This is a genomic window from Pseudomonas sp. FP2196, from assembly GCF_030687715.1.
Classification (GTDB): Bacteria; Pseudomonadota; Gammaproteobacteria; order Pseudomonadales; family Pseudomonadaceae; genus Aquipseudomonas.
In genome coordinates, this window is sequence record NZ_CP117445.1 from 415387 (window position 1) to 433738 (window position 18352).

General features: G+C 60.0%; 16 protein-coding genes. 3 read left to right on the forward strand and 13 right to left on the reverse strand.

Going from position 1 to position 18352, the window contains the following annotated elements; translation table 11 throughout:
* Positions 1 to 33: 33 nt before the first annotated feature.
* From ubiB to ubiE, 3 genes are read right to left on the reverse strand one after another with little or no spacing between them, the layout of a single operon-like run.
* The gene (gene ubiB / locus PSH79_RS01905) at positions 34 to 1638 is read right to left on the reverse strand and encodes a ubiquinone biosynthesis regulatory protein kinase UbiB (RefSeq protein WP_305440962.1); all 1605 of its coding nucleotides are present in this window, start codon (positions 1636 to 1638) and stop codon (positions 34 to 36) included.
* The gene (locus tag PSH79_RS01910; protein ID WP_305440963.1) at positions 1635 to 2258 is read right to left on the reverse strand and encodes an SCP2 domain-containing protein; all 624 of its coding nucleotides are present in this window, start codon (positions 2256 to 2258) and stop codon (positions 1635 to 1637) included. The genes ubiB and PSH79_RS01910 overlap by 4 nt, the downstream gene beginning before the upstream one ends.
* Entirely contained in the window at positions 2258 to 3028 is a 771-nt protein-coding gene (gene ubiE / locus PSH79_RS01915; protein WP_187679584.1) for a bifunctional demethylmenaquinone methyltransferase/2-methoxy-6-polyprenyl-1,4-benzoquinol methylase UbiE, read from the reverse strand. The genes PSH79_RS01910 and ubiE overlap by 1 nt, the downstream gene beginning before the upstream one ends.
* Before the next feature lie 154 nt (positions 3029 to 3182).
* Here ubiE and PSH79_RS01920 point away from each other — a divergent pair, with 154 nt between their 5' ends.
* From PSH79_RS01920 to PSH79_RS01930, 3 genes are all read left to right on the forward strand, one after another.
* A complete protein-coding gene (locus PSH79_RS01920; RefSeq protein WP_305440964.1) occupies positions 3183 to 3458 on the forward strand; it encodes a polyhydroxyalkanoic acid system family protein in 276 nt (91 codons plus the stop codon).
* A gap of 232 nt (positions 3459 to 3690) precedes the next feature.
* Positions 3691 to 4113 carry a phasin family protein gene (locus PSH79_RS01925; RefSeq protein ID WP_305440965.1) on the forward strand — a complete coding sequence of 141 codons (423 nt, stop codon included), beginning with the start codon at positions 3691 to 3693 and terminating at the stop codon, positions 4111 to 4113.
* Between the two features lie 10 nt (positions 4114 to 4123).
* Positions 4124 to 5032: a phasin family protein gene (locus PSH79_RS01930; RefSeq protein ID WP_305440966.1), complete on the forward strand. Its 909-nt coding sequence runs from the start codon at positions 4124 to 4126 to the stop codon at positions 5030 to 5032.
* A gap of 106 nt (positions 5033 to 5138) precedes the next feature.
* Here PSH79_RS01930 and PSH79_RS01935 read toward each other — a convergent pair whose 3' ends face one another.
* The 10 genes from PSH79_RS01935 to PSH79_RS01980 all read right to left on the reverse strand — a co-directional run bounded on the left by PSH79_RS01935 (position 5139) and on the right by PSH79_RS01980 (position 18218).
* A complete protein-coding gene (locus PSH79_RS01935) occupies positions 5139 to 5759 on the reverse strand; it encodes a TetR/AcrR family transcriptional regulator (protein ID WP_305440967.1) in 621 nt (206 codons plus the stop codon).
* 30 nt (positions 5760 to 5789) lie between these two features.
* Complete coding sequence (gene phaC / locus PSH79_RS01940) at positions 5790 to 7472, reverse strand: class II poly(R)-hydroxyalkanoic acid synthase (protein ID WP_305440968.1); 1683 nt, start codon at positions 7470 to 7472, stop codon at positions 5790 to 5792.
* 136 nt (positions 7473 to 7608) lie between these two features.
* A complete protein-coding gene (gene phaZ / locus PSH79_RS01945) occupies positions 7609 to 8463 on the reverse strand; it encodes a poly(3-hydroxyalkanoate) depolymerase (RefSeq protein ID WP_187679590.1) in 855 nt (284 codons plus the stop codon).
* A 219-nt stretch (positions 8464 to 8682) separates the two neighbouring features.
* Positions 8683 to 10362 carry a class II poly(R)-hydroxyalkanoic acid synthase gene (gene phaC / locus PSH79_RS01950; protein ID WP_187679591.1) on the reverse strand — a complete coding sequence of 560 codons (1680 nt, stop codon included), beginning with the start codon at positions 10360 to 10362 and terminating at the stop codon, positions 8683 to 8685.
* Positions 10363 to 10620: 258 nt separating this feature from the next.
* Positions 10621 to 10998, reverse strand: coding sequence for a DUF971 domain-containing protein (locus tag PSH79_RS01955; RefSeq protein WP_305440969.1), 378 nt, complete (start codon positions 10996 to 10998; stop codon positions 10621 to 10623).
* A 126-nt stretch (positions 10999 to 11124) separates the two neighbouring features.
* The gene (gene hslU / locus PSH79_RS01960) at positions 11125 to 12462 is read right to left on the reverse strand and encodes an ATP-dependent protease ATPase subunit HslU (RefSeq protein ID WP_187679593.1); all 1338 of its coding nucleotides are present in this window, start codon (positions 12460 to 12462) and stop codon (positions 11125 to 11127) included.
* A 54-nt stretch (positions 12463 to 12516) separates the two neighbouring features.
* Positions 12517 to 13047 (reverse strand): ATP-dependent protease subunit HslV, encoded by a 531-nt coding sequence (gene hslV / locus PSH79_RS01965; RefSeq protein WP_016984593.1) that lies wholly within the window; start codon positions 13045 to 13047, stop codon positions 12517 to 12519.
* Positions 13048 to 13336: 289 nt separating this feature from the next.
* Positions 13337 to 14047 carry an SPOR domain-containing protein gene (locus tag PSH79_RS01970; protein WP_186531910.1) on the reverse strand — a complete coding sequence of 237 codons (711 nt, stop codon included), beginning with the start codon at positions 14045 to 14047 and terminating at the stop codon, positions 13337 to 13339.
* Between the two features lies 1 nt (position 14048).
* Entirely contained in the window at positions 14049 to 15785 is a 1737-nt protein-coding gene (gene argS, locus PSH79_RS01975) for an arginine--tRNA ligase (protein WP_305440970.1), read from the reverse strand.
* A 213-nt stretch (positions 15786 to 15998) separates the two neighbouring features.
* A complete protein-coding gene (locus PSH79_RS01980; RefSeq protein ID WP_305440972.1) occupies positions 15999 to 18218 on the reverse strand; it encodes a primosomal protein N' in 2220 nt (739 codons plus the stop codon).
* Between the last annotated feature and the right edge of the window lie 134 nt (positions 18219 to 18352).

Consider the following 18352-nt stretch of genomic DNA (forward strand, 5'->3'; position numbering starts at 1 on the left):
TTGAAACAGTGTGCCAGCCGATTACGGAACTGGCTATCGGCGAACGACCAGATACAAGCCCACGGCCACCATGAGCCCGGCGGGCCAATGCCCCAATTCGTTCAGTGGGCCACCGGCGGCGAGGATCGCACCGCCCGCCAGATGGGCGCAACCGAGCAGGCGCAGGAACCAATCGTCCTTGCGCTTGTGCCACGGTGGTGGCGGGTCGTTGGCGTGGGGCTGGGACATGCGTTCGAGCAGATCTCGGGCCATGTTGGCCAGATGCGGAATCTGTTCGAACTGGCTCTGTACGTTGCCCAGCAGGGCTTTCGGGCTGACGCGCTCGCGCATCCAGCGCTCAAGGAACGGTTGTGCGGTGTTCCACAGATCCAGATCCGGATAGAGCTGACGACCGAGGCCTTCGATGTTCAACAAGGTCTTTTGCAGCAGCACGAGTTGCGGCTGCACTTCCATGTTGAAGCGGCGCGCAGTCTGGAACAGACGCATCAGCACCTGGCCAAATGAAATATCTTTTAACGGTTTTTCGAAGATCGGTTCGCACACGGTGCGGATTGCCGCTTCGAACTCGTTGAGCTTGGTTTCCGCCGGTACCCAGCCCGAATCGATGTGCAATTGCGCCACGCGGCGGTAGTCACGCTTGAAGAAGGCGAACAGGTTACGCGCCAGATAGTCCTGGTCTTCCGGGGTCAGGCTGCCGACGATGCCGCAGTCGATCGCGATGTACTGCGGGCTCCACGGATTGACGGTGCTGACGAAGATGTTGCCCGGGTGCATGTCGGCGTGGAAGAAACTGTCGCGGAACACCTGGGTGAAGAAAATCTCCACGCCGCGTTCGGCGAGCATTTTCATGTCGGTGCGCTGGTCGGCGAGGGTCGCCAGATCCGTCACCTGAATCCCGTAGATGCGCTCCATCACGAGTACTTTCGGTCGGCACCAGTCCCAATAGACTTGCGGCACATAGAGCAGCGGCGAGCCTTCGAAATTGCGCTTCAACTGGCTGGCGTTGGCCGCCTCGCGCAGCAGGTCGAGTTCGTCGTAGATGGTTTTTTCGTAGTCCTGGACCACGTCCACCGGGTGCAGCAGGCGCGCGTCGGCAGAGACCTTTTCGGCAGCGCGAGCGAGGATGAACAGCCACGCCAGATCCTGGGCGATGATCGGTTTCAGACCCGGGCGGATCACCTTCACCACCACTTCTTCGCCGGTTTTCAACTGCGCGGCATGGACCTGCGCCACCGAGGCCGAGGCCAGCGGTTCGACATCGAAACGGCTGAACACTTCGCTGATTTTCTTGCCGAGCTGCTCTTCGATCAGCTTGATCGACAGCTGCGAATCGAACGGCGGCACGCGATCCTGCAGCAGCATCAGCTCATCGGCGATGTCTTCCGGCAGCAGGTCGCGGCGGGTCGAGAGAATCTGCCCGAACTTGATGAAGATCGGCCCCAGATCCTGCAACGCCAGGCGCAGGCGCGCGCCACGGCTCAGCTCCAGCGGCTTGCGCGGGAACCAGCGCCACGGCAGCGCATAGCGCAGCGCCAGGAGGAACCAGGGCAGCGGCAGATCGAACAGCAGATCATCGAGGCGGTAGCGGATCACGACGCGCTGGATGCGCAACAGACGGCGGACGGCAAGCAGCTTCATGCGTTATCGCTTGGGTCGAGGGATCGGGAAAGGCGCTCGAAACGCGCCTCGAGACGTTCCAGATCAAGTTTGATCCGGTCCAGTTCGCTGAACCGTGCTTCGGCTTCGCGCTGCCCGACGAGGGTGCGCGATTCTTCGGCAAGGTATTCGGCGAGGTTCTGGTTGAGGCTGGAAAATCCTTGTTGATACCAGCGTGCGCGGCTGCGCAAATGACCGCCAACCAGTTGCGTGGCGACAGGTCCCAGCCAGCGCGAGAGTTCGTACTCCCAGTCCAGCTCCAGATCCTGCAGCACACCGGCCAGTTCCAGCAGCACGCCGCTGTCGCCATCGAGCTCGACTTCCGGTGCGTGCAGCACCGCGGTCTTGTCTTTGCTCACGGTCAGTTTGATCAGGCTGGATGCTGGTGCACGCAGGGTGCAGTCGACACCGGTTTCCCAGTGGGACGCGAGCATCAAACCTTCATCGCTGGGCAGAATGAACAGTTGCAGCGCCGGGCTGCGGCAATCGATGGCAATAACTTTGCCGGTCAGATGCGCCAGCCGCGGCAGCGCCGTGCTGTCGAGACGCAGCACCCGGTTCAGACCGAGTTCGACGCTGGCGAGCAGCCCGGTGAGCAGCATCAGGGCTTGATGCCGCGGTGCAGGGCGACGATGCCTGCGGTCATGTTGTGATAAGTCACGCGGTCGAAACCGGCGTCGACCATCATCGACTTCAGGGTTTCCTGATTCGGGTGCATGCGGATCGATTCGGCCAGGTAGCGATAGCTTTCCGAGTCGTTGGTGATCAGCTTGCCCATCAGCGGCATGAAGGCGAACGAGTAGGCGTCGTAGGCTTTGGACATCAGCGCGTTGGTTGGCTTGGAGAATTCCAGCACCAGCAAGCGACCACCGGGCTTGAGCACGCGCAGCATGGAGCGCAGGGCGTCTTCCTTGTGCGTCACGTTGCGCAGGCCGAAAGCGATGGTCACGCAGTCGAAATGGTTGTCCGGGAACGGCAGTTTTTCAGCGTCCGCCTGAACGAATTCGACGTTGCCGGCCACACCCAGATCCAGCAGGCGGTCGCGGCCGACCTTGAGCATGGATTCGTTGATGTCGGCCAACACCACCTGACCGGTAGGGCCTACCAGATGGGAGAATTTTTTGGTCAGGTCACCAGTGCCGCCGGCGATGTCCAGAACGCGATTGCCGCTGCGCACGCCGGACAGTTCGATCGCGAAACGCTTCCACAAGCGGTGCATGCCGCCCGACAGAAGGTCGTTCATCAGGTCGTACTTGGCGGCTACGGAGTGGAACACCTCAGCGACTTTTTCCGCTTTCTGGCTCTCCGGAACGTCTTTGAAGCCGAAGTGAGTGGTGGGTTCGGCATCGCTGCCTTTGCGCTGATCAGTCATATCGCTGTCACCAAAAGAGAATGCGCGACATTCTAATCCCCAAGCCATGCTTTGTCTTGGAATGGCTAAAGGTAAGATGGACAACCTTCGGGACGATTTGCCGCAGACGCGGTCAAGATTTACCGACACTTCTTCATAAATCAGGAGTCATCCAATGGCCAAAATCAGTGTTGAGCGTGCCCACAACCTGGGCAAGGAAGCCGCCCGCGAGAAGGCCGACAAGCTGGCGCAGAAACTGTCCGAGCAATACGGCCTGGAGCCGCAGTGGTCGGGCGACACCCTGAACCTCAAGCGTTCGGGCGTTAAAGGCGCGGTGCATGTGGCTGACGATTCGATCAAGGTCGACGTGGAACTGGGCCTGATGATGTCGGCCATGAGCGGCATGATCAAAGCCGAGATCGAGAAGGCTTTGGACAAAGCCCTGGTCTGAAACATGATCCCCTGTAGGAGTGAGCCTGCTCGCGATAGCGGTCTGTCAGTCACTAGGAATTTGACTGAAAGATTGCTATCGCGAGCAGGCTCACTCCTGCATTTGTTTTGTGCTGTGCGCACCTGTTTATGTCAGTTGTTAGGGTGCCGTTTCTAATTTTTCTACCTACTTTGTGCCAGAGCCCGACACTTTCGCGGGCAGTTCCTCAAACCTTCTGCGCGTGAGGTGCACCATGGCCAAAGTTATTTTGAAGAAAAAAATCGACGCTTCGACAACCGCTCTGAGCGACGTCAAATCCTATGCCCGCAAGATCTGGCTGGCAGGCCTGGGTGCCTACGCCAAGGTCGGCCAAGAGGGTAGCGACTACTTTCAAGAGTTGATCAAGGCTGGTCAAACTGTTGAAAAGAAAGGCAAAAAAGCCGTCACCGAAAAACTCGAAGCGGCCAACGCCGAGATCGATGAAGCCAAGGACGAAGTCAGTTCTTTCAAAGGTCGTGTCGAAGTTCAGCTCGACAAGGTCGAGAAGGCGTTCGACAGCCGCGTAGCAAGCGCCTTGAATCGTATCGGCATTCCGTCTAAACATGACGTTGAGACACTCTCTGCTAAGCTCGATGAGCTGACGGCATTGCTCGAACGCGTCGCGCGTAAATCTTAAGGAGAACGGGATGGCTGGTAAAAAGAACACCGATAAAGAAGGCAGCTCGTGGATTGGGAAAGTCGAAGACTACTCCCGCAAAATCTGGCTGGCTGGTTTAGGCGTGTACTCGAAGATCGACACTGACGGCAGCAAGCTCTTCGATACATTGGTCAAAGACGGCGAGAAAGCCGAGAAGCTCACCAAGTCGGCAGTCGGCAAAAAAGTCGATGCCGCCAAGGACTCCGCTTCCTCGGCCAAATCGCGCATCAGCGGCGTGAAAGATCGCGCACTGGGCAAGTGGGACGAGCTGGAAGGGGCTTTCGACAAGCGCCTGAACAGTGCGATTTCGCGCCTGGGTGTGCCAAGCCGCAATGAAGTCAAAGCGCTGCACAGCAAGGTGGAAACCTTGACCAAGCAGATCGAAAAACTGACGGGTCTGAAAACCCAGCCTGTGGCGGCGAAAACCGCAGCAGCAAAACCGGCGGCGAAAACGGCTGCTGCCAAACCAGCGGCCAAGTCTGCTGCCAAGCCACTGGCCAAAGCGGCAGCTAAACCTGCTGCAAAAGCCGCGGCTAAACCGGCTGCGAAAACCGCTGCCGCCAAGCCAGCAGCAAAAGCAGCAGCCAAACCGGTTGCCGCCAAAGCCGCTGCCAAACCGGCAGCAAAACCTGCGGCCAAAACTGCAGCAAAACCTGCCGCCAAGCCAGCCGCGAAAACCGCTGCCAAGCCTGCGGCCAAACCGGCAGCAGCGAAGAAACCAGCGGTGAAAAAACCGGCCGCACCGAAAGCCGCAGCGCCGAAGCCAGCAGCATCTGCTGCAGTCAAACCTGCCGCTTCGGCAGCCCCGGTGAGCGCGTCGAACTCCGCCGCGGCACCGACTCCGGTGGCTACCCCGACTGTTGCATCGACGCCGTCGACGCCAACCAGTCAGTCCTGATTCATCAGGGAAAAACAAAACGCCCGGCCTGTGAAGGTCGGGCGTTTTTGTTTGTGCCGTTTTTAAAGCTTGCTCTCACCCCAGCCCTCGGGAGGGGCTCTTGATTTCAGTCGTGATCTTCGAGGTATTGCAGAGCCATCCGTTCGGTAGCGGCTTTGACCGGCGGCAGCAGATGCGGCGCCACTAGCATCATGATCTGATAAACGACCAATCTCACCTCATCCTCACGATCCAGAATCCGCTGATAATCCAGCGAAAACAGCAGCGTCATGGTGATCTGTTCAACCAACTGCCCCAACGCCTGCGTATCACTGACCAACTGCCCCGACGCTTTCAACCGCGCGAGCAACGACGCCAGCGTACGCTTCAGCGCATTGAGTAAATGTCGAATCCCCTTCGCCAGTTTCGGCAGGCGTCCGGCCAGGTTCGACAGGTCCTGAAACAGGAACCGGTACTGCGCCAGGCGCTCGACGATCAAATGCAAAAACAGCCAGTAATCCTCCGGCGCCAACTCCACATCCGACGGTGGATCGAGCAGCGGCGCGAGTTCATTCTGGAAGCGTTCGAACAACCCGAGTATCAGCGGCTCCTTGCCGTGGAAGTGGTAATAGAGGTTGCCGGGGCTGATCCCCATTTCGTTGGCAACCTCCATGGTGGAGACGTTCGGCTCGCCCTTTTCGTTGAACAGTTGCAGAGCACATTCGAGAATCCGGTCGCGGGTTTTCATCCAGTCTTCTTAGAAAAGTTCGGTTAAGCGTCAGCGCACACGCACGTAAGTACCGGGTGCTGCCTCCATCGGTGGATAGTTCGGGTTACCGAGGGTCATCTGGGTTTCGTGCTGGGCGCCCGAGCGCTGCTGAATCCATTCCAGCCACTGCGGCCACCAGCTGCCGTCGACGTGTTTGCCGTCGTAGTACCAGGCGCGCGGGTCGCTGCTCATCTTGTCGTTCTCGACGTAAGCGGCTTTCGGGTTGCTTGGCGGGTTGAGGATGCTTTGCACGTGGCCGCTGTTGGACAGCACGAAGCGCTTGTCACCACCCAGCAGCAGGGTCGAGCGATACACCGCGTCCCACGGCGTGATGTGGTCGTTCATACCGGCGACGCTGAAACTGTCGACAGTGACTTTCTGCAGATCGATCGGCGTGCCGCACACTTCCAGACCGCCGGGGTGGGTCAGCGGGTTGTGCTTGAAGAAGTCCAGCAAGTCGCCGTGAAACGCGGCGGGGAGGCGGGTGTTGTCGTTGTTCCAGTAAAGAATGTCGAAGGCTGGCGGCTCTTTGCCCAACAGGTAGTTGTTGACGAAGTAGCTCCAGATCAAATCGTTGGGGCGCATCCAGGCAAAGATCCTGGCCATGTCGCGACCGTCCAGCACGCCTTTCTGATAGGAGCGACGCTTGGCGGCCTCCAGTGTCTGCTCATCGGCAAACAATGTGGCCGGGGTGTCGATCTGGCTGTCGAGCAGGCTGACCAGATAGGTCGCACTGGAGATGCGGCGCAATTGCCGCTTGGCCTGCAAATGACCTTGCAGCGCAGCGATGGTCAGACCGCCGGCACAGGCGCCCATCAGGTTGATCTCGCGGGCGCCGGTAATCGCCCGGCACACGTTCATCGCTTCTTCTACCGCTTCGACGTAGGTCGAAAGGCCCCATTCGCGATGGCGCACATCGGGGTTGCGCCAACTGATCATGAACGTCTGCAAGCCGTTCTTCAGGGCGTACTGGACGAAGCTGTTTTGCGGGCTGAGGTCGAAAATGTAGTACTTGTTGATTTGCGGTGGCACCACCAGCAGCGGCTTGGCGTATTGCTTTTCGCTCATCGGTCGGTACTGGATCAGTTCCAGCATTTCGTTGCGAAACACCACCGAGCCGGTGGTGGTAGCGACGGTCTTGCCGACCTCGAAAGCCTGTCGGGTGACTTGCCGTGGCAGACCGTCGTTGTGAAGCAAATCATCGAACAAATGACTAAGACCGCGCACCAGACTGTTGCCACCGGAGTTGAACAACTCCTTGATCGCCAGCGGGTTGAGCAGGGTGTTTGACGGCGCCACGGCGTCGTTGAGCAGCGTGAAGGCAAACTGCGCCCGGGCGCGATCGTCCGGAGTCATGTCGCTGTCGTCGATCCAGCTTTTGACCTGTTTCTGCCAGGCCAGATAGGCCTGCAGGCTGCGCCGGTAAAACGGATTCAGGCTCCACGCCGGGTCGGCAAAACGAGTGTCCTGTGGATTGGTCGGGTGCAGGGTTTCGCCCAAGAGCACGCGGCCGAGCTGGCCGCCAAGTTTCAAGGCGTGCTTGGCACTGTGGATCGGATTTCGCAGGCCATGGGCTGCGACGCTGCGCAGGGTCGAGAGCAGGTCCCGACCACGCAAACCGGTGATCGCACTTTGTGCGTTGATGAACACGGCGGGGCTGGGGACCACGCCCGTCGCTGGTTTCTCGCGCATGACTCAACACTCCTTCGTCTTCAGGCTAAAAACAAACTCACCGAACCAGAACACCATAGACGCTGTTGTGGCTTGTTGCCTGCGCGGCGTCCTGCCGCGCACGTTGTTAAGCCCTGCATAAAGCCTGCCGCGGCGGTTAACCGCCCAGCGGTGACGGATGCGGGTGCATCACCGCGCGCTGGCGCTCCTCTTCGAGGAATTTCATGATGATCGGCGCCACCGCTTCGGCGCGGGTAATCAGGAACAGATGACCGTCGTCGATGATATGCAACTGAGCATTGGGAATCCGCCAGGCGAGCATGCGCATGTTGATCAACGGGATCAGCGGATCGTCATCGCCGGCCAGCACCAGCGTCGGTTGATTGATCTTGTGCAGCCAGTGAATGCTGGTCCAGCCAAGGCCGGCGAACAGTTGCCAGTAGTAACCGAGCTTGCCCGCCGAACGCACTTTCGCTGCATGGCTGGCGGCCAAGGTCGGGTCGCGGCGGAACGAACCGCCGTAGATCAGCGGCGCGATGCGGATCACGTGGGACGGCTGAATGTAGCGCCGGGGGCTGGCCATCATCCACAGGACTTTCGGCTTGCCCGGCACCATCACTGCACCGGCCGCGGTCGCGGCCAGCACCAGTTTCTTGCAGCGCTCGGGGTAGTCGTAGGCGAATTGCTGCGCGAGTGCGCCGCCCCACGACACACCAATCACATTGACCTGGCCGTAGTCGAGGTAATCGAGCATCCGCGCAGTCAGTTTGGCGAGTCCGGGAAAGCGATACGGCCGGTTCGGCGTCGAGGAGCCACCGACACCGGGCACGTCGAAGGCGATCACTTCCAGATCCGGGTCCAGCGCTGCGACAAACGGAAACACCAGCTCCAGGTTGGCGCCGATGCCGTTGAAAATCAGCAAGGGCGTCAAGTGAGGCTTGCCGGGGCGTACCGCCGTGCGGAGGGTCTGGCCATCCAGGTCGACGGTACGAAAGATGAACGGTTGCGGCATGCTTCAGGCCCTGTGAATTTTAAGTACCCCGATCCCTTTCAGGAGTGAGCCTTGTGGCGAGGGGATTTATCCCCGTTCGGCTGCGCAGCAGTCGCAAAATCATCGCACGCGGTGCTTCAGAAATACCGCGTCAGTCGGTTTTGGGGTCGCTTCGCAACCCAACGGGGATAAATCCCCTCGCCACAGATCCGCTCCCACAATGGAAGTGAGGTGTGTCAGTTACCGCTCGTGTACATAAGTGCCCGGCGATGCTTCACCTGGCGCATACGCCTTGTTACCCAGTTTGGTCGGGGCTTTTTTCAGGTTGCCCGAACGCTCGGCCTGCCACGCCTGCCAGTACAGCCACCAGGAATCGGTGTGCTTGGTCGAGTTCTCTTGCCAGTCATTGGCATTGGCGGCCATTTCTTCGCCAGTCATGTAACGCGATTTCGGGTTGCCCGGCGGGTTCAGAATGCTCTGGATATGTCCGCTGCTCGACAACACGAATTCCACCTTGCCGCCGAACAACTGCGCCGACTTGTAGCAGGACTTCCACGGGGTGATGTGGTCGTTGGTGCCGGCCAGCGAGAAGATGTCCGCCGTTACCTGTTTCAGGTCGATCGGTGTACCGCACACTTCCAGTGCATTGGGACGAATCAGTGGATTGTTTTTGAACATCTCGATCAGGTCGCCGTGGAACGCTGCCGGCAACCGTGTGGTGTCGTTGTTCCAGAACAGGATGTCGAACACCGGTGGCTCGTTGCCGAGCAGGTAATTGTTGACCCAGTAGTTCCAGATCAGGTCGTTGGGGCGCATCCACGCGAAGACCTTGGCCATGTCTTTGCCTTCGAGCACGCCGGCCTGATAGGAGTGGCGCTTGGCGGTCTCAAGGGTCTGCTCATCGACGAACAGGGCAACGTCGCTGTCCAGGGTGGTGTCGAGCACGCTGACCAGCAGCGTGAGGGCATTGACCTTCTTCTGGCCAAGCGCTGCGTAATGGCCGAGCAGGGCGGTGCAGGTGATGCCGCCGGAGCAGGCGCCGAGCATGTTGATGTCTTTACTGCCGGTGATCGCGGTGACCACATCGACCGCCTCTTTGAGCGCGTCGATGTACGTCGACAGGCCCCACTCGCGCTGCGCCTTTGTCGGGTTGCGCCAGCTGACGATGAACGTCTGCACGTTATTGCGCAGGCAGAAACGCGCCAGACTCTTGTCTGGGCTCAAGTCGAATACGTAGAACTTGTTGATCTGTGGCGGCACTACCAGCAGAGGTCGCTCGTGGACTTGCTCGGTGATCGGCTTGTATTGGATCAGCTCCAGCACATCGTTGCGAAACACCACCGCGCCTTCGGTCACGCCCAGGCTCTTGCCGACCTCGAACGCGCCCATGTTGACCTGGCTCGGCATGCCGCCGTTGTGCACCAGATCCTTGGCCAGATGCGAGAGCCCGTCGAGCAGGCTCTTGCCGCCGGTCTCGAAGAAGCGCTTGACCGCCGCCGGGTTGGCCGCCGTGTTGGTCGGGGCCATGGCTTCGGTCATCAGGTTGATGACGAAGTGGCCACGGGCGATGTCTTTGGGTGAAAGGCTGCTGTCGTCGATCCAGGAATGGAGTTCCTTGCGCCACGCCAGGTAAGTTTGCAGATAACGTTTGTAGAGCGGGTTCTGGCTCCACGCGGGATCGGCGAAGCGACGGTCATCGCCGGCCGGTTGCAGTTCGGATTTGCCTAACAGCACGTTCTTCAGTTCAAGGCCGAAATGGGTGACGTGCTTGACGCTATGGATAGGTTGTCTGATGGCCTGTTTCAGCACCATACGAGCAGAGGCCAGCAGATCCTTTCCGCGCAGCCCAACGACGGGATTAAGCCCCAGGGTGTTTTCCGAGGCTTGGTACTTCAGGTCATCGTTATTCTTGTTACTCATCTACGACGCTCCATTGTCCTGAGACGAGTACCCGGTTTTCTGCTGTGCAGTTCCACAGCCAATGCCAGGTACTACTGCTCGGGTGACCGTTAATTCTGCATAGCTGCTTTACAGTCGTAGAGCATTGCAGGGAACTTGCCAGCTCCATTGGTTACCCGAGTTTAATTTTTTTCGCAAGCAGGCCGATCCTCGACCACGCAGCAGAGCATTCAAACAGATGAATTTAGAAAATGCCCTCTAAAGAGCAAGACGCTTGGACTAGAGCATCAGCTTTACGATCGACTGGTCAGGGTCGCGGGTTTTGCCGGCGGCTTTGAGCTCGGCCAAATAATCGGCCCAGAGTGCGTCATGACGACGCCCCAGCTCGTAGAGATAGTCCCAGGTGAACAGGCCGCTGTCGTGGCCATCGTCGAAGGTCAGTTTCAGTGCGTAGTGACCGGCCGGTTCCAGCTTGGTCAAGCCGACGTTGAGCTTGCCGAATTGCAGGATCGGCTTGCCGTGGCCCTGGACCTCGGCGGAGGGGGAATGCACACGCAGGAATTCGGCCGGCAGGGTGAATTCCTCGCCGGACGCGTAGGTGAGCGTCAGGGTTTTAGAGGCTTTGTGCAGTTTGATGTCGGTGGGGGTAGTAGTCATTGCAGGTCATCCGACTGAGTGAAACACCCTGTAGGAGCTGCCGAAGGCTGCGATCTTTTGACTTTGCTCTTCAAAAAACAAGATCAAAAGATCGCAGCCTGCGGCAGCTCTACAGGGAGAAGTGACCTACAGGATATAACGGGACAGGTCTTCGTTCTGTGCCAATTCGCCGAGGTGGCTGTTGACGTATTCAGCGTCGATCAGGATGGCCTTGTCATCATGGGCGCTGGCCAGATCGCCGGCACTGAACGACACCTCTTCGAGCAGACGCTCAAGCAGCGTGTGCAGGCGACGGGCCCCGATGTTCTCGGTCTTCTCGTTGACCTGCCAGGCGATTTCCGCCAGACGCTTGATGCCCTCTGGCTGGAACTGGATGTTCAGGCCTTCGGTTTTCAGCAGTGCGCAATATTGCTCGGTGAGCGAGGCATGCGGTTCGCTGAGGATGCGTTCGAAGTCTTCCGGGCTCAGGGCCTTGAGTTCGACGCGGATCGGCAGACGGCCTTGCAGTTCAGGCACCAGATCGCTCGGCTTGCTCAGGTGGAAGGCACCAGAAGCGATGAACAGGATGTGGTCAGTCTTGACCATGCCCAGTTTGGTATTGACGGTGCAGCCTTCGATCAGCGGCAGCAGGTCGCGCTGTACGCCTTCACGGGACACATCAGCGCCGCCGACGTTGCCACGCTTGGCGACTTTGTCGATTTCGTCGATGAACACGATACCGTGCTGCTCGACGGCTTCCAGGGCCTTGGCCTTCAACTCTTCTTCGTTGACCAGACGCCCGGCTTCTTCGTCGCGCACCATCTTCAGCGCTTCTTTGACCTTGAGCTTACGAGCTTTCTTCTTGCCCTTGCCCATGTTGGCAAACAGGCTCTGCAACTGGTTGGTCATCTCTTCCATGCCCGGCGGCGTGGCGATCTCGATGCCGGCTACTTCAGCGACTTCGATTTCGATTTCCTTGTCATCCAGCTGACCTTCGCGCAGGCGCTTGCGGAACAGCTGGCGAGTGTTGGAATCCGAGCTTGGCGCTTCTTCGTTGCTGAAGCCCATGCGTGCCGGCGGCAGCAGTGCGTCGAGGATGCGGTCTTCGGCGGCGTCTTCGGCGCGGTGGCGAACCTTGGTCATTTCCTGCTCGCGCAGCATCTTGATCGCGGCATCGGCCAGATCACGGATGATCGATTCGACATCACGGCCGACGTAGCCGACTTCGGTGAACTTGGTCGCTTCGACCTTGATGAACGGTGCGTTGGCCAGTTTCGCCAGACGACGGGCGATCTCGGTTTTACCGACACCGGTCGGGCCGATCATCAGGATGTTTTTCGGGGTCACTTCAACGCGCAGCTCTTCAGGCAGCTGCATCCGGCGCCAACGGTTGCGCAAGGCAATCGCGACGGCGCGCTTGGCATCGTCCTGGCCGATGATATGGCGGTTGAGTTCGTGGACGATTTCGCGGGGAGTCATGGACATAGTAGTTGACGGTCCTCAAGCAGAAACAAGCCGTGGCACAGGGCCGCGTCAGGCTTATTCAGCGAGATCCTGCTCCTCAATGGTCTGAGTGTGGTTGGTAAATACACAAATGTCGCCGGCGATGCCGAGGGCGGTTTCGACGATTTCACGGGCCGACAGGTCAGTCTTTTTCAGCAGTGCGCTGGCCGCAGCTTGTGCGTAGCCGCCGCCGGAACCCATGGCGATCAGGCCGTCTTCGGGTTCGACCACGTCACCGTTGCCGGTGATGATCAGCGAGGCGTCCTTGTTGGCGACCGCGAGCATGGCTTCGAGGCGGCTGAGGGAGCGGTCGGTACGCCATTCTTTGGCGAGTTCGACAGCGGCGCGCACCAGGTGGCCCTGATGTTTCTCAAGTTGGCCTTCGAAACGTTCGAAGAGGGTAAAGGCGTCGGCGGTGGCACCGGCAAAACCGGCGATGACCTGGCCGTGGTACAGGCGACGCACTTTTTTCGCGTTGCCTTTCATCACGGTATTGCCGAGAGAAACCTGGCCGTCGCCGCCCATGACGACTTTGCCGTGACGGCGGACTGAAACGATGGTGGTCAAGGGAAGAGTCTCCACACTGCGGGGCGAAAATGCCTTATGCCCATTCATATGGGGGTGGTGGAGAGGATTTCAACCGGGGAGGGCAATGGGAGACGAATGGCGTGTAATGACTGTGGCGAGGGGCTTTATCCCCGTTGGGGTGCGAAGCGGTCCTGAAACCGACACATACGGTGTATCAGGTACAACTTGAGATGCAGGTATGGCGACTGCTGCGCAGCTGAACGGGGGTAAATCCCCTCGCCACAGAATTTGAAGGTCACCTGCAAGTTGCAGGTGACCTTTGAGAGCGTTAGCGGCTCTGGCGTTGTTGTAACAACAGGTTGCTGAAACCGCTGCCGGCCAGTTGTTTCTGCGCGGTGGTCAGTTGTTCGCGGTTGCTGAACGGGCCGACCAGTACGCGGTACCAGGTTTCGTCCTTCACCGTGCCCGACTCAACCGAAACGGCCTGGCCAAGCAGAATGATCTGCGCGCGCACCTTGTCCGCATCCGCCTCTTTGCGGAAAGAGCCGGCCTGGAGGAAGAACTTGGTCACGGGTGCCGCTTTGCTGACAGGAGGTGCTGGCGGCGGGGTAATCCCGGCCAGTGCTGCCTGAGCGCGTGCGGTGTCGATCTTCGCCGCTTCCGCCGGGGTCACCGGCGTGGTCGGGATGGCCGGCACTTGTGGCGTCGGCAGGGTTTTCTCCGGCACGGCGTCCGGCGGCACGATCACTTCCGATTCCGGCAGCAGGGTGTAGAAATCGTACTTCGGCTTCACCGGTTGCGTCGGACTTGGCGGGGTCTTGTTGGCCTCGGCGATTTTCGACGCTTTCTGCTGTTGCTCGACCTTCTCACGCTTGACCGTGTCACTGCCTTTGCCCGGTTCCAGCTTCATCAGAAACACGATGAACGCACCGACCGTCAGGCCGATGGCCATCCACAGCCAACCCGGAATCGGTTGCTTGGCAGGAGCTTGGTAACGGCTGGCGCCACGCTTGGGTGCAGGTTTTTTCTTGGCAGCCAACTTACATACGCTCCAGAGTTTCCAGACCCAACAGCTCCAGGCCTTGCTTGAGGGTGCGACCGGTCAGTGCGGCCAGGCGCAGACGGCTCTGCATCTGTGCCGGGGTTTCGGCGGCGAGGATCGGGCAGTTCTCGTAGAAGCTGGAGAACAGGCCGGCAACGTCGTACAGGTAAGTGCAGAGAATGTGCGGGGTGCCTTTGTCGGACACGTTGTTGAGCACTTCGCCGAACTGCGCCAGCTTCGCCGCCAGCTCTTGTTCGTGCACCGCTTCGAGGACGATCTGGCCGTCGACTTCGCTGAAGTCCTTGCCCAGTTTGCGGAACACGCCGGCCACGCGGGTGTAGGCGTACAACAGGTATGGCGCGGTGTTGCCTTCGAAATTCAGCATCAGGTCGAAGTTGAAGCTGTAGTCGCTGGTGCGGTGCTTGGACAGATCGGCGTATTTAACTGCGCCGATGCCGACGACCTTGGCGATGTTGCGCAGTTCTTCTTCGGCAAGCTCCGGGTTCTTCTCTTTCACCAGGTTGTAGGCGCGCTCTTGCGCTTCGGTCAGCAGATCGATCAGCTTTACGGTGCCGCCGTCACGGGTCTTGAACGGACGGCCATCTGCGCCGTTCATGGTGCCGAAGCCCATGTGTTCCATCTCCATCGGATGGGTCACGAAACCGGCCTTGCGCGCCACGGCGAACACTTGCTGGAAGTGCAGGGCCTGACGCTGGTCGACGAAGTACAGCGCGCGATCGGCTTTCAGTTTGCCGCTGCGGTAGCGCACGGCCGCCAGGTCGGTTGTGGCGTAGAGGTAACCGCCGTCAGCCTTGACGATGATCACCGGCAACGGGTCGCCATCGGCGTTCTTGAACTCGTCGAGGAACACGCACTGAGCGCCGTTGCTCTCGACCAGCATGCCAGCGGCTTTAAGGTCGTTGACCACGTTGATCAGGTCGTCGTTGTAGGCGCTTTCGCCCATCACGTCGGCCATGGTCAGTTTGACGTTGAGCAGTTCGTAGATCTTCTGGCAGTGCGACAGCGAGATGTCCTTGAACTTGGTCCACAGCGCCAGGCACTCGGCATCGCCGGCCTGCAACTTGACCACCAGACCACGGGCGCGGTCGGCAAACTCTGCGGACTCGTCGAAACGCTGCTTGGCGGCACGGTAGAAGTTTTCCAGATCGGACAGCTCATCGCTGGTGATCGGGTTTTCCTGCAGGTAAGCCATCAGCATGCCGAACTGGGTGCCCCAGTCGCCGACGTGGTTCTGGCGGATCACTTCGTCGCCGAGGAATTCGAGAACGCGCGCCACGCCGTCGCCAATGATGGTCGAACGCAAGTGGCCGACGTGCATCTCTTTGGCCAGGTTCGGTGCCGACAGGTCGACCACGGTGCGTTGTGCAGGGCCGGCCTTGCGCACGCCAACACGGGCGTCGGCCAAGGCGGTGTCGAGGCGGCTGGCCAGGGCCTGGGTGTTCTGGAAGAAGTTGATGAAGCCCGGGCCGGCGATTTCGGCCTTGGTGACGTTCTCGTCGGCCGGCAGCGCGGCGATGATTTTTTCCGCCAGATCGCGCGGCTTCATGCCCGCAGGCTTGGCCAGCATCATCGCGATGTTGCTGGCGAAGTCGCCGTGAGTCTTGTCACGGGCGTTCTCCACCTGGATCGCCGGCGACAGGCCTTCAGGCAACACACCTTCGTTGACGAGTTGGGTGAGGGCTTGTTGGATCAGCTGGCGAATGGTGTCTTTCATGGTCTTCTCTTTCGACCGCAAGCGCGGCGGCGCATCGATGCGCGGGTGGAAAAACTGGGCATTATCCGTTGCGAAGACGGCCTTGCCAACCTTAGCAGGCAGCTTATGGATATGTGGTGACATTAAGAGCAAAAGATCGCAGCCTGCGGCAGCTCCTACAGATAAATGCGAATCCTTCTGTAGGAGCTGCCGCAGGCTGCGATTTTTAGATTTTCAGTACAAATCGACCGGATCGACGTCCAGAGACCAGCGCACCGCCCGCCCGCTTGGCATTTGCTCAAGCACCAGCAACCAACTGGCCAGCAACCGATGCAATGGCGCTCGCGCTGTCGCTTGCAACAGTAGCTGTGCGCGATAACGCCCGGCACGACGCTCCATCGGCGCCGGCACTGGCCCCAGCAGTTCGATGCCGGTCAAATTCTGCTCAGCCAACAAGCGCTCAGCCTCGCTGCACGCCTCATCGAGAAAACCTTCAGCCTGCCCCGGCTTGTGTGCTTCGGCGCGCAACAACGCCAGATGCGCAAACGGCGGCAGCCCGGCAGCGCGGCGCTCGCTCAAGGCCTGTTCGGCAAAGGCGAAGTAACCCTGTTCGGTCAGTTGCACCAATAAAGGATGGTCGGCGAGGTGGGTCTGGATGATCACTTTGCCCGGCTCCTCCGCGCGCCCGGCACGCCCGGCAACCTGCACGATCAACTGCGCCATGCGCTCACTGGCGCGGAAGTCGCCGGAGAACAGCCCGCCGTCGGCATCAAGGATCGACACCAGCGTCACTCGCGGAAAGTGGTGCCCCTTGGCCAACATCTGGGTGCCGACCAGAATGCACGGCTGACCTTTTTGAATCGTTGCGAACAGCTGATTCATCGCGTCCTTGCGCGAAGTGCTGTCGCGGTCGACCCTTAGCACCGGGTAATCGGGGAACAGAATCGCCAGGCGTTCTTCAGCACGCTCGGTGCCGGCGCCGACGGGGCGCAGATCGACCTTGTTGCACTTCGGACACTGGCGCGGGGTGCGTTCGACGTAGCCGCAGTGGTGGCAGCGCAGTTCGCCGTGGCGCTGGTGCACGGTCATCCGCGCATCGCAGCGCGAACATTCGGACATCCAGCCGCAATCGTGACAAAGCAGCGTTGGTGCAAAACCGCGACGGTTGAGGAATACCAACACCTGTTGCCCATTTGCCAGGGTCTGGCCAATGGCTTGCTGCATCGGCCCGGAAATCCCGCTGTCCAGTGGGCGGCTTTTCACATCCAGACGCAGGAAGCGCGGTTGCTTGGCACCGCCGGCCCGCTCGTTCAGGCGTAGCAGGCCATAACGGCCGGTGTAGGCGTTGTGCAGGCTCTCCAGCGAAGGCGTGGCTGAGCCGAGGACAATCGGGATGTTTTCCTGTCGTGCGCGCACCAGCGCCAGATCACGGGCGTGGTAGCGCAAGCCTTCCTGCTGTTTATAGGAGCCGTCGTGTTCTTCGTCGATGATGATCAACCCCGGATTCTTCATCGGGGTGAACAGTGCCGAGCGGGTGCCGATAATAATGTCGGCCTCGCCGTCGCGGGCGGCGAGCCAGGCCTCGAGGCGCTCGCGATCGTTGACGGCCGAGTGGATCAGGGCGATCCGCGCGTTGAAACGTTGCTCGAAGCGCGCCAGCGTCTGCGGACCGAGGTTGATCTCCGGGATCAGCACCAGCGCCTGTTTGCCGGCTTCGAGGGTTTCGCGGATCAGTTGCAAATAGACTTCGGTTTTGCCGCTGCCCGTGACGCCGGCCAGCAGGAACGCGTGATAACTGTCGAAGCCTGCGCGAATCGCCTCATACGCGGCGCGCTGCTCGGGGTTGAGCGGCAACTCCGGCTGTGCGAGCCAATGCTCGTGGCGCGCGCCGGGTGCGTGGCGACGGATTTCAACCTGGACCAGATTCTTCGCCAGCAACAGGTCGAGGCTGTCCTTGCTCAACATCAGTTTGCTCAGCAACTGATGGGCAACGCCGTGCGGGTGTTGGGCGAGCGTTGTCAGCGCCTCACGCTGGCGCGGTGCTCGGGCGATGCGCGGATCATCCACACTGGCGCCGGGAACGATTGACCAGAAGCGTTCCTGGCGGGCCTCGGCCAGTTCGCCCTGACGCAACAGCACCGGCAGCGCCCAACTCAAGGTGTCGCCGAGACTGTGCTGATAATATTGCGACGTCCACAGGCACAGCTTGAACAGCGCTGGGGGCAGCGGCGGGGTGGCATCGAGCAAGGCCAGCGCCGGTTTGAGTTTTTCCACCGGTACTTCGCTGGTATCGGTCACTTCGACCAGAATCCCGATCATCTCCCGCCGGCCGAACGGCACCCGCAAGCGCATACCCGGCTGCAATTGGGCACGCAGCACGCCGGCCGGGGCTCGATAGTCGAACAGGCGGCGCAAGGGCGAAGGCAGGGCGAGGCGCAGAATGGCGTCGGGCACGCGGGGGGATCTCGATTTCGGACGGTGAACAAGGCCGGGAGCCTAGCAGACGGTCGGTCTAAGGGACAGCTTGCGTGATTGACATTGTCTGGTAGAATCCGCGGCCTAATTACGTGCGGTATTCAACAATAGTG

Excerpts from the sequence above, each read along its gene's own strand:
- ubiB (WP_305440962.1), bottom strand. The coding sequence starts at position 1,638 with ATGAAGCTGCTTGCCGTCCGCCGTCTGTTGCGCATCCAGCGCGTCGTG.
- PSH79_RS01910 (WP_305440963.1), bottom strand. The coding sequence starts at position 2,258 with ATGCTGCTCACCGGGCTGCTCGCCAGCGTCGAACTCGGTCTGAACCGG.
- ubiE (WP_187679584.1), bottom strand. The coding sequence starts at position 3,028 with ATGACTGATCAGCGCAAAGGCAGCGATGCCGAACCCACCACTCACTTC.
- PSH79_RS01920 (WP_305440964.1), top strand. The coding sequence starts at position 3,183 with ATGGCCAAAATCAGTGTTGAGCGTGCCCACAACCTGGGCAAGGAAGCC.
- PSH79_RS01925 (WP_305440965.1), top strand. The coding sequence starts at position 3,691 with ATGGCCAAAGTTATTTTGAAGAAAAAAATCGACGCTTCGACAACCGCT.
- PSH79_RS01930 (WP_305440966.1), top strand. The coding sequence starts at position 4,124 with ATGGCTGGTAAAAAGAACACCGATAAAGAAGGCAGCTCGTGGATTGGG.
- PSH79_RS01935 (WP_305440967.1), bottom strand. The coding sequence starts at position 5,759 with ATGAAAACCCGCGACCGGATTCTCGAATGTGCTCTGCAACTGTTCAAC.
- phaC (WP_305440968.1), bottom strand. The coding sequence starts at position 7,472 with ATGCGCGAGAAACCAGCGACGGGCGTGGTCCCCAGCCCCGCCGTGTTC.
- phaZ (WP_187679590.1), bottom strand. The coding sequence starts at position 8,463 with ATGCCGCAACCGTTCATCTTTCGTACCGTCGACCTGGATGGCCAGACC.
- phaC (WP_187679591.1), bottom strand. The coding sequence starts at position 10,362 with ATGAGTAACAAGAATAACGATGACCTGAAGTACCAAGCCTCGGAAAAC.
- PSH79_RS01955 (WP_305440969.1), bottom strand. The coding sequence starts at position 10,998 with ATGACTACTACCCCCACCGACATCAAACTGCACAAAGCCTCTAAAACC.
- hslU (WP_187679593.1), bottom strand. The coding sequence starts at position 12,462 with ATGTCCATGACTCCCCGCGAAATCGTCCACGAACTCAACCGCCATATC.
- argS (WP_305440970.1), bottom strand. The coding sequence starts at position 15,785 with ATGAAAGACACCATTCGCCAGCTGATCCAACAAGCCCTCACCCAACTC.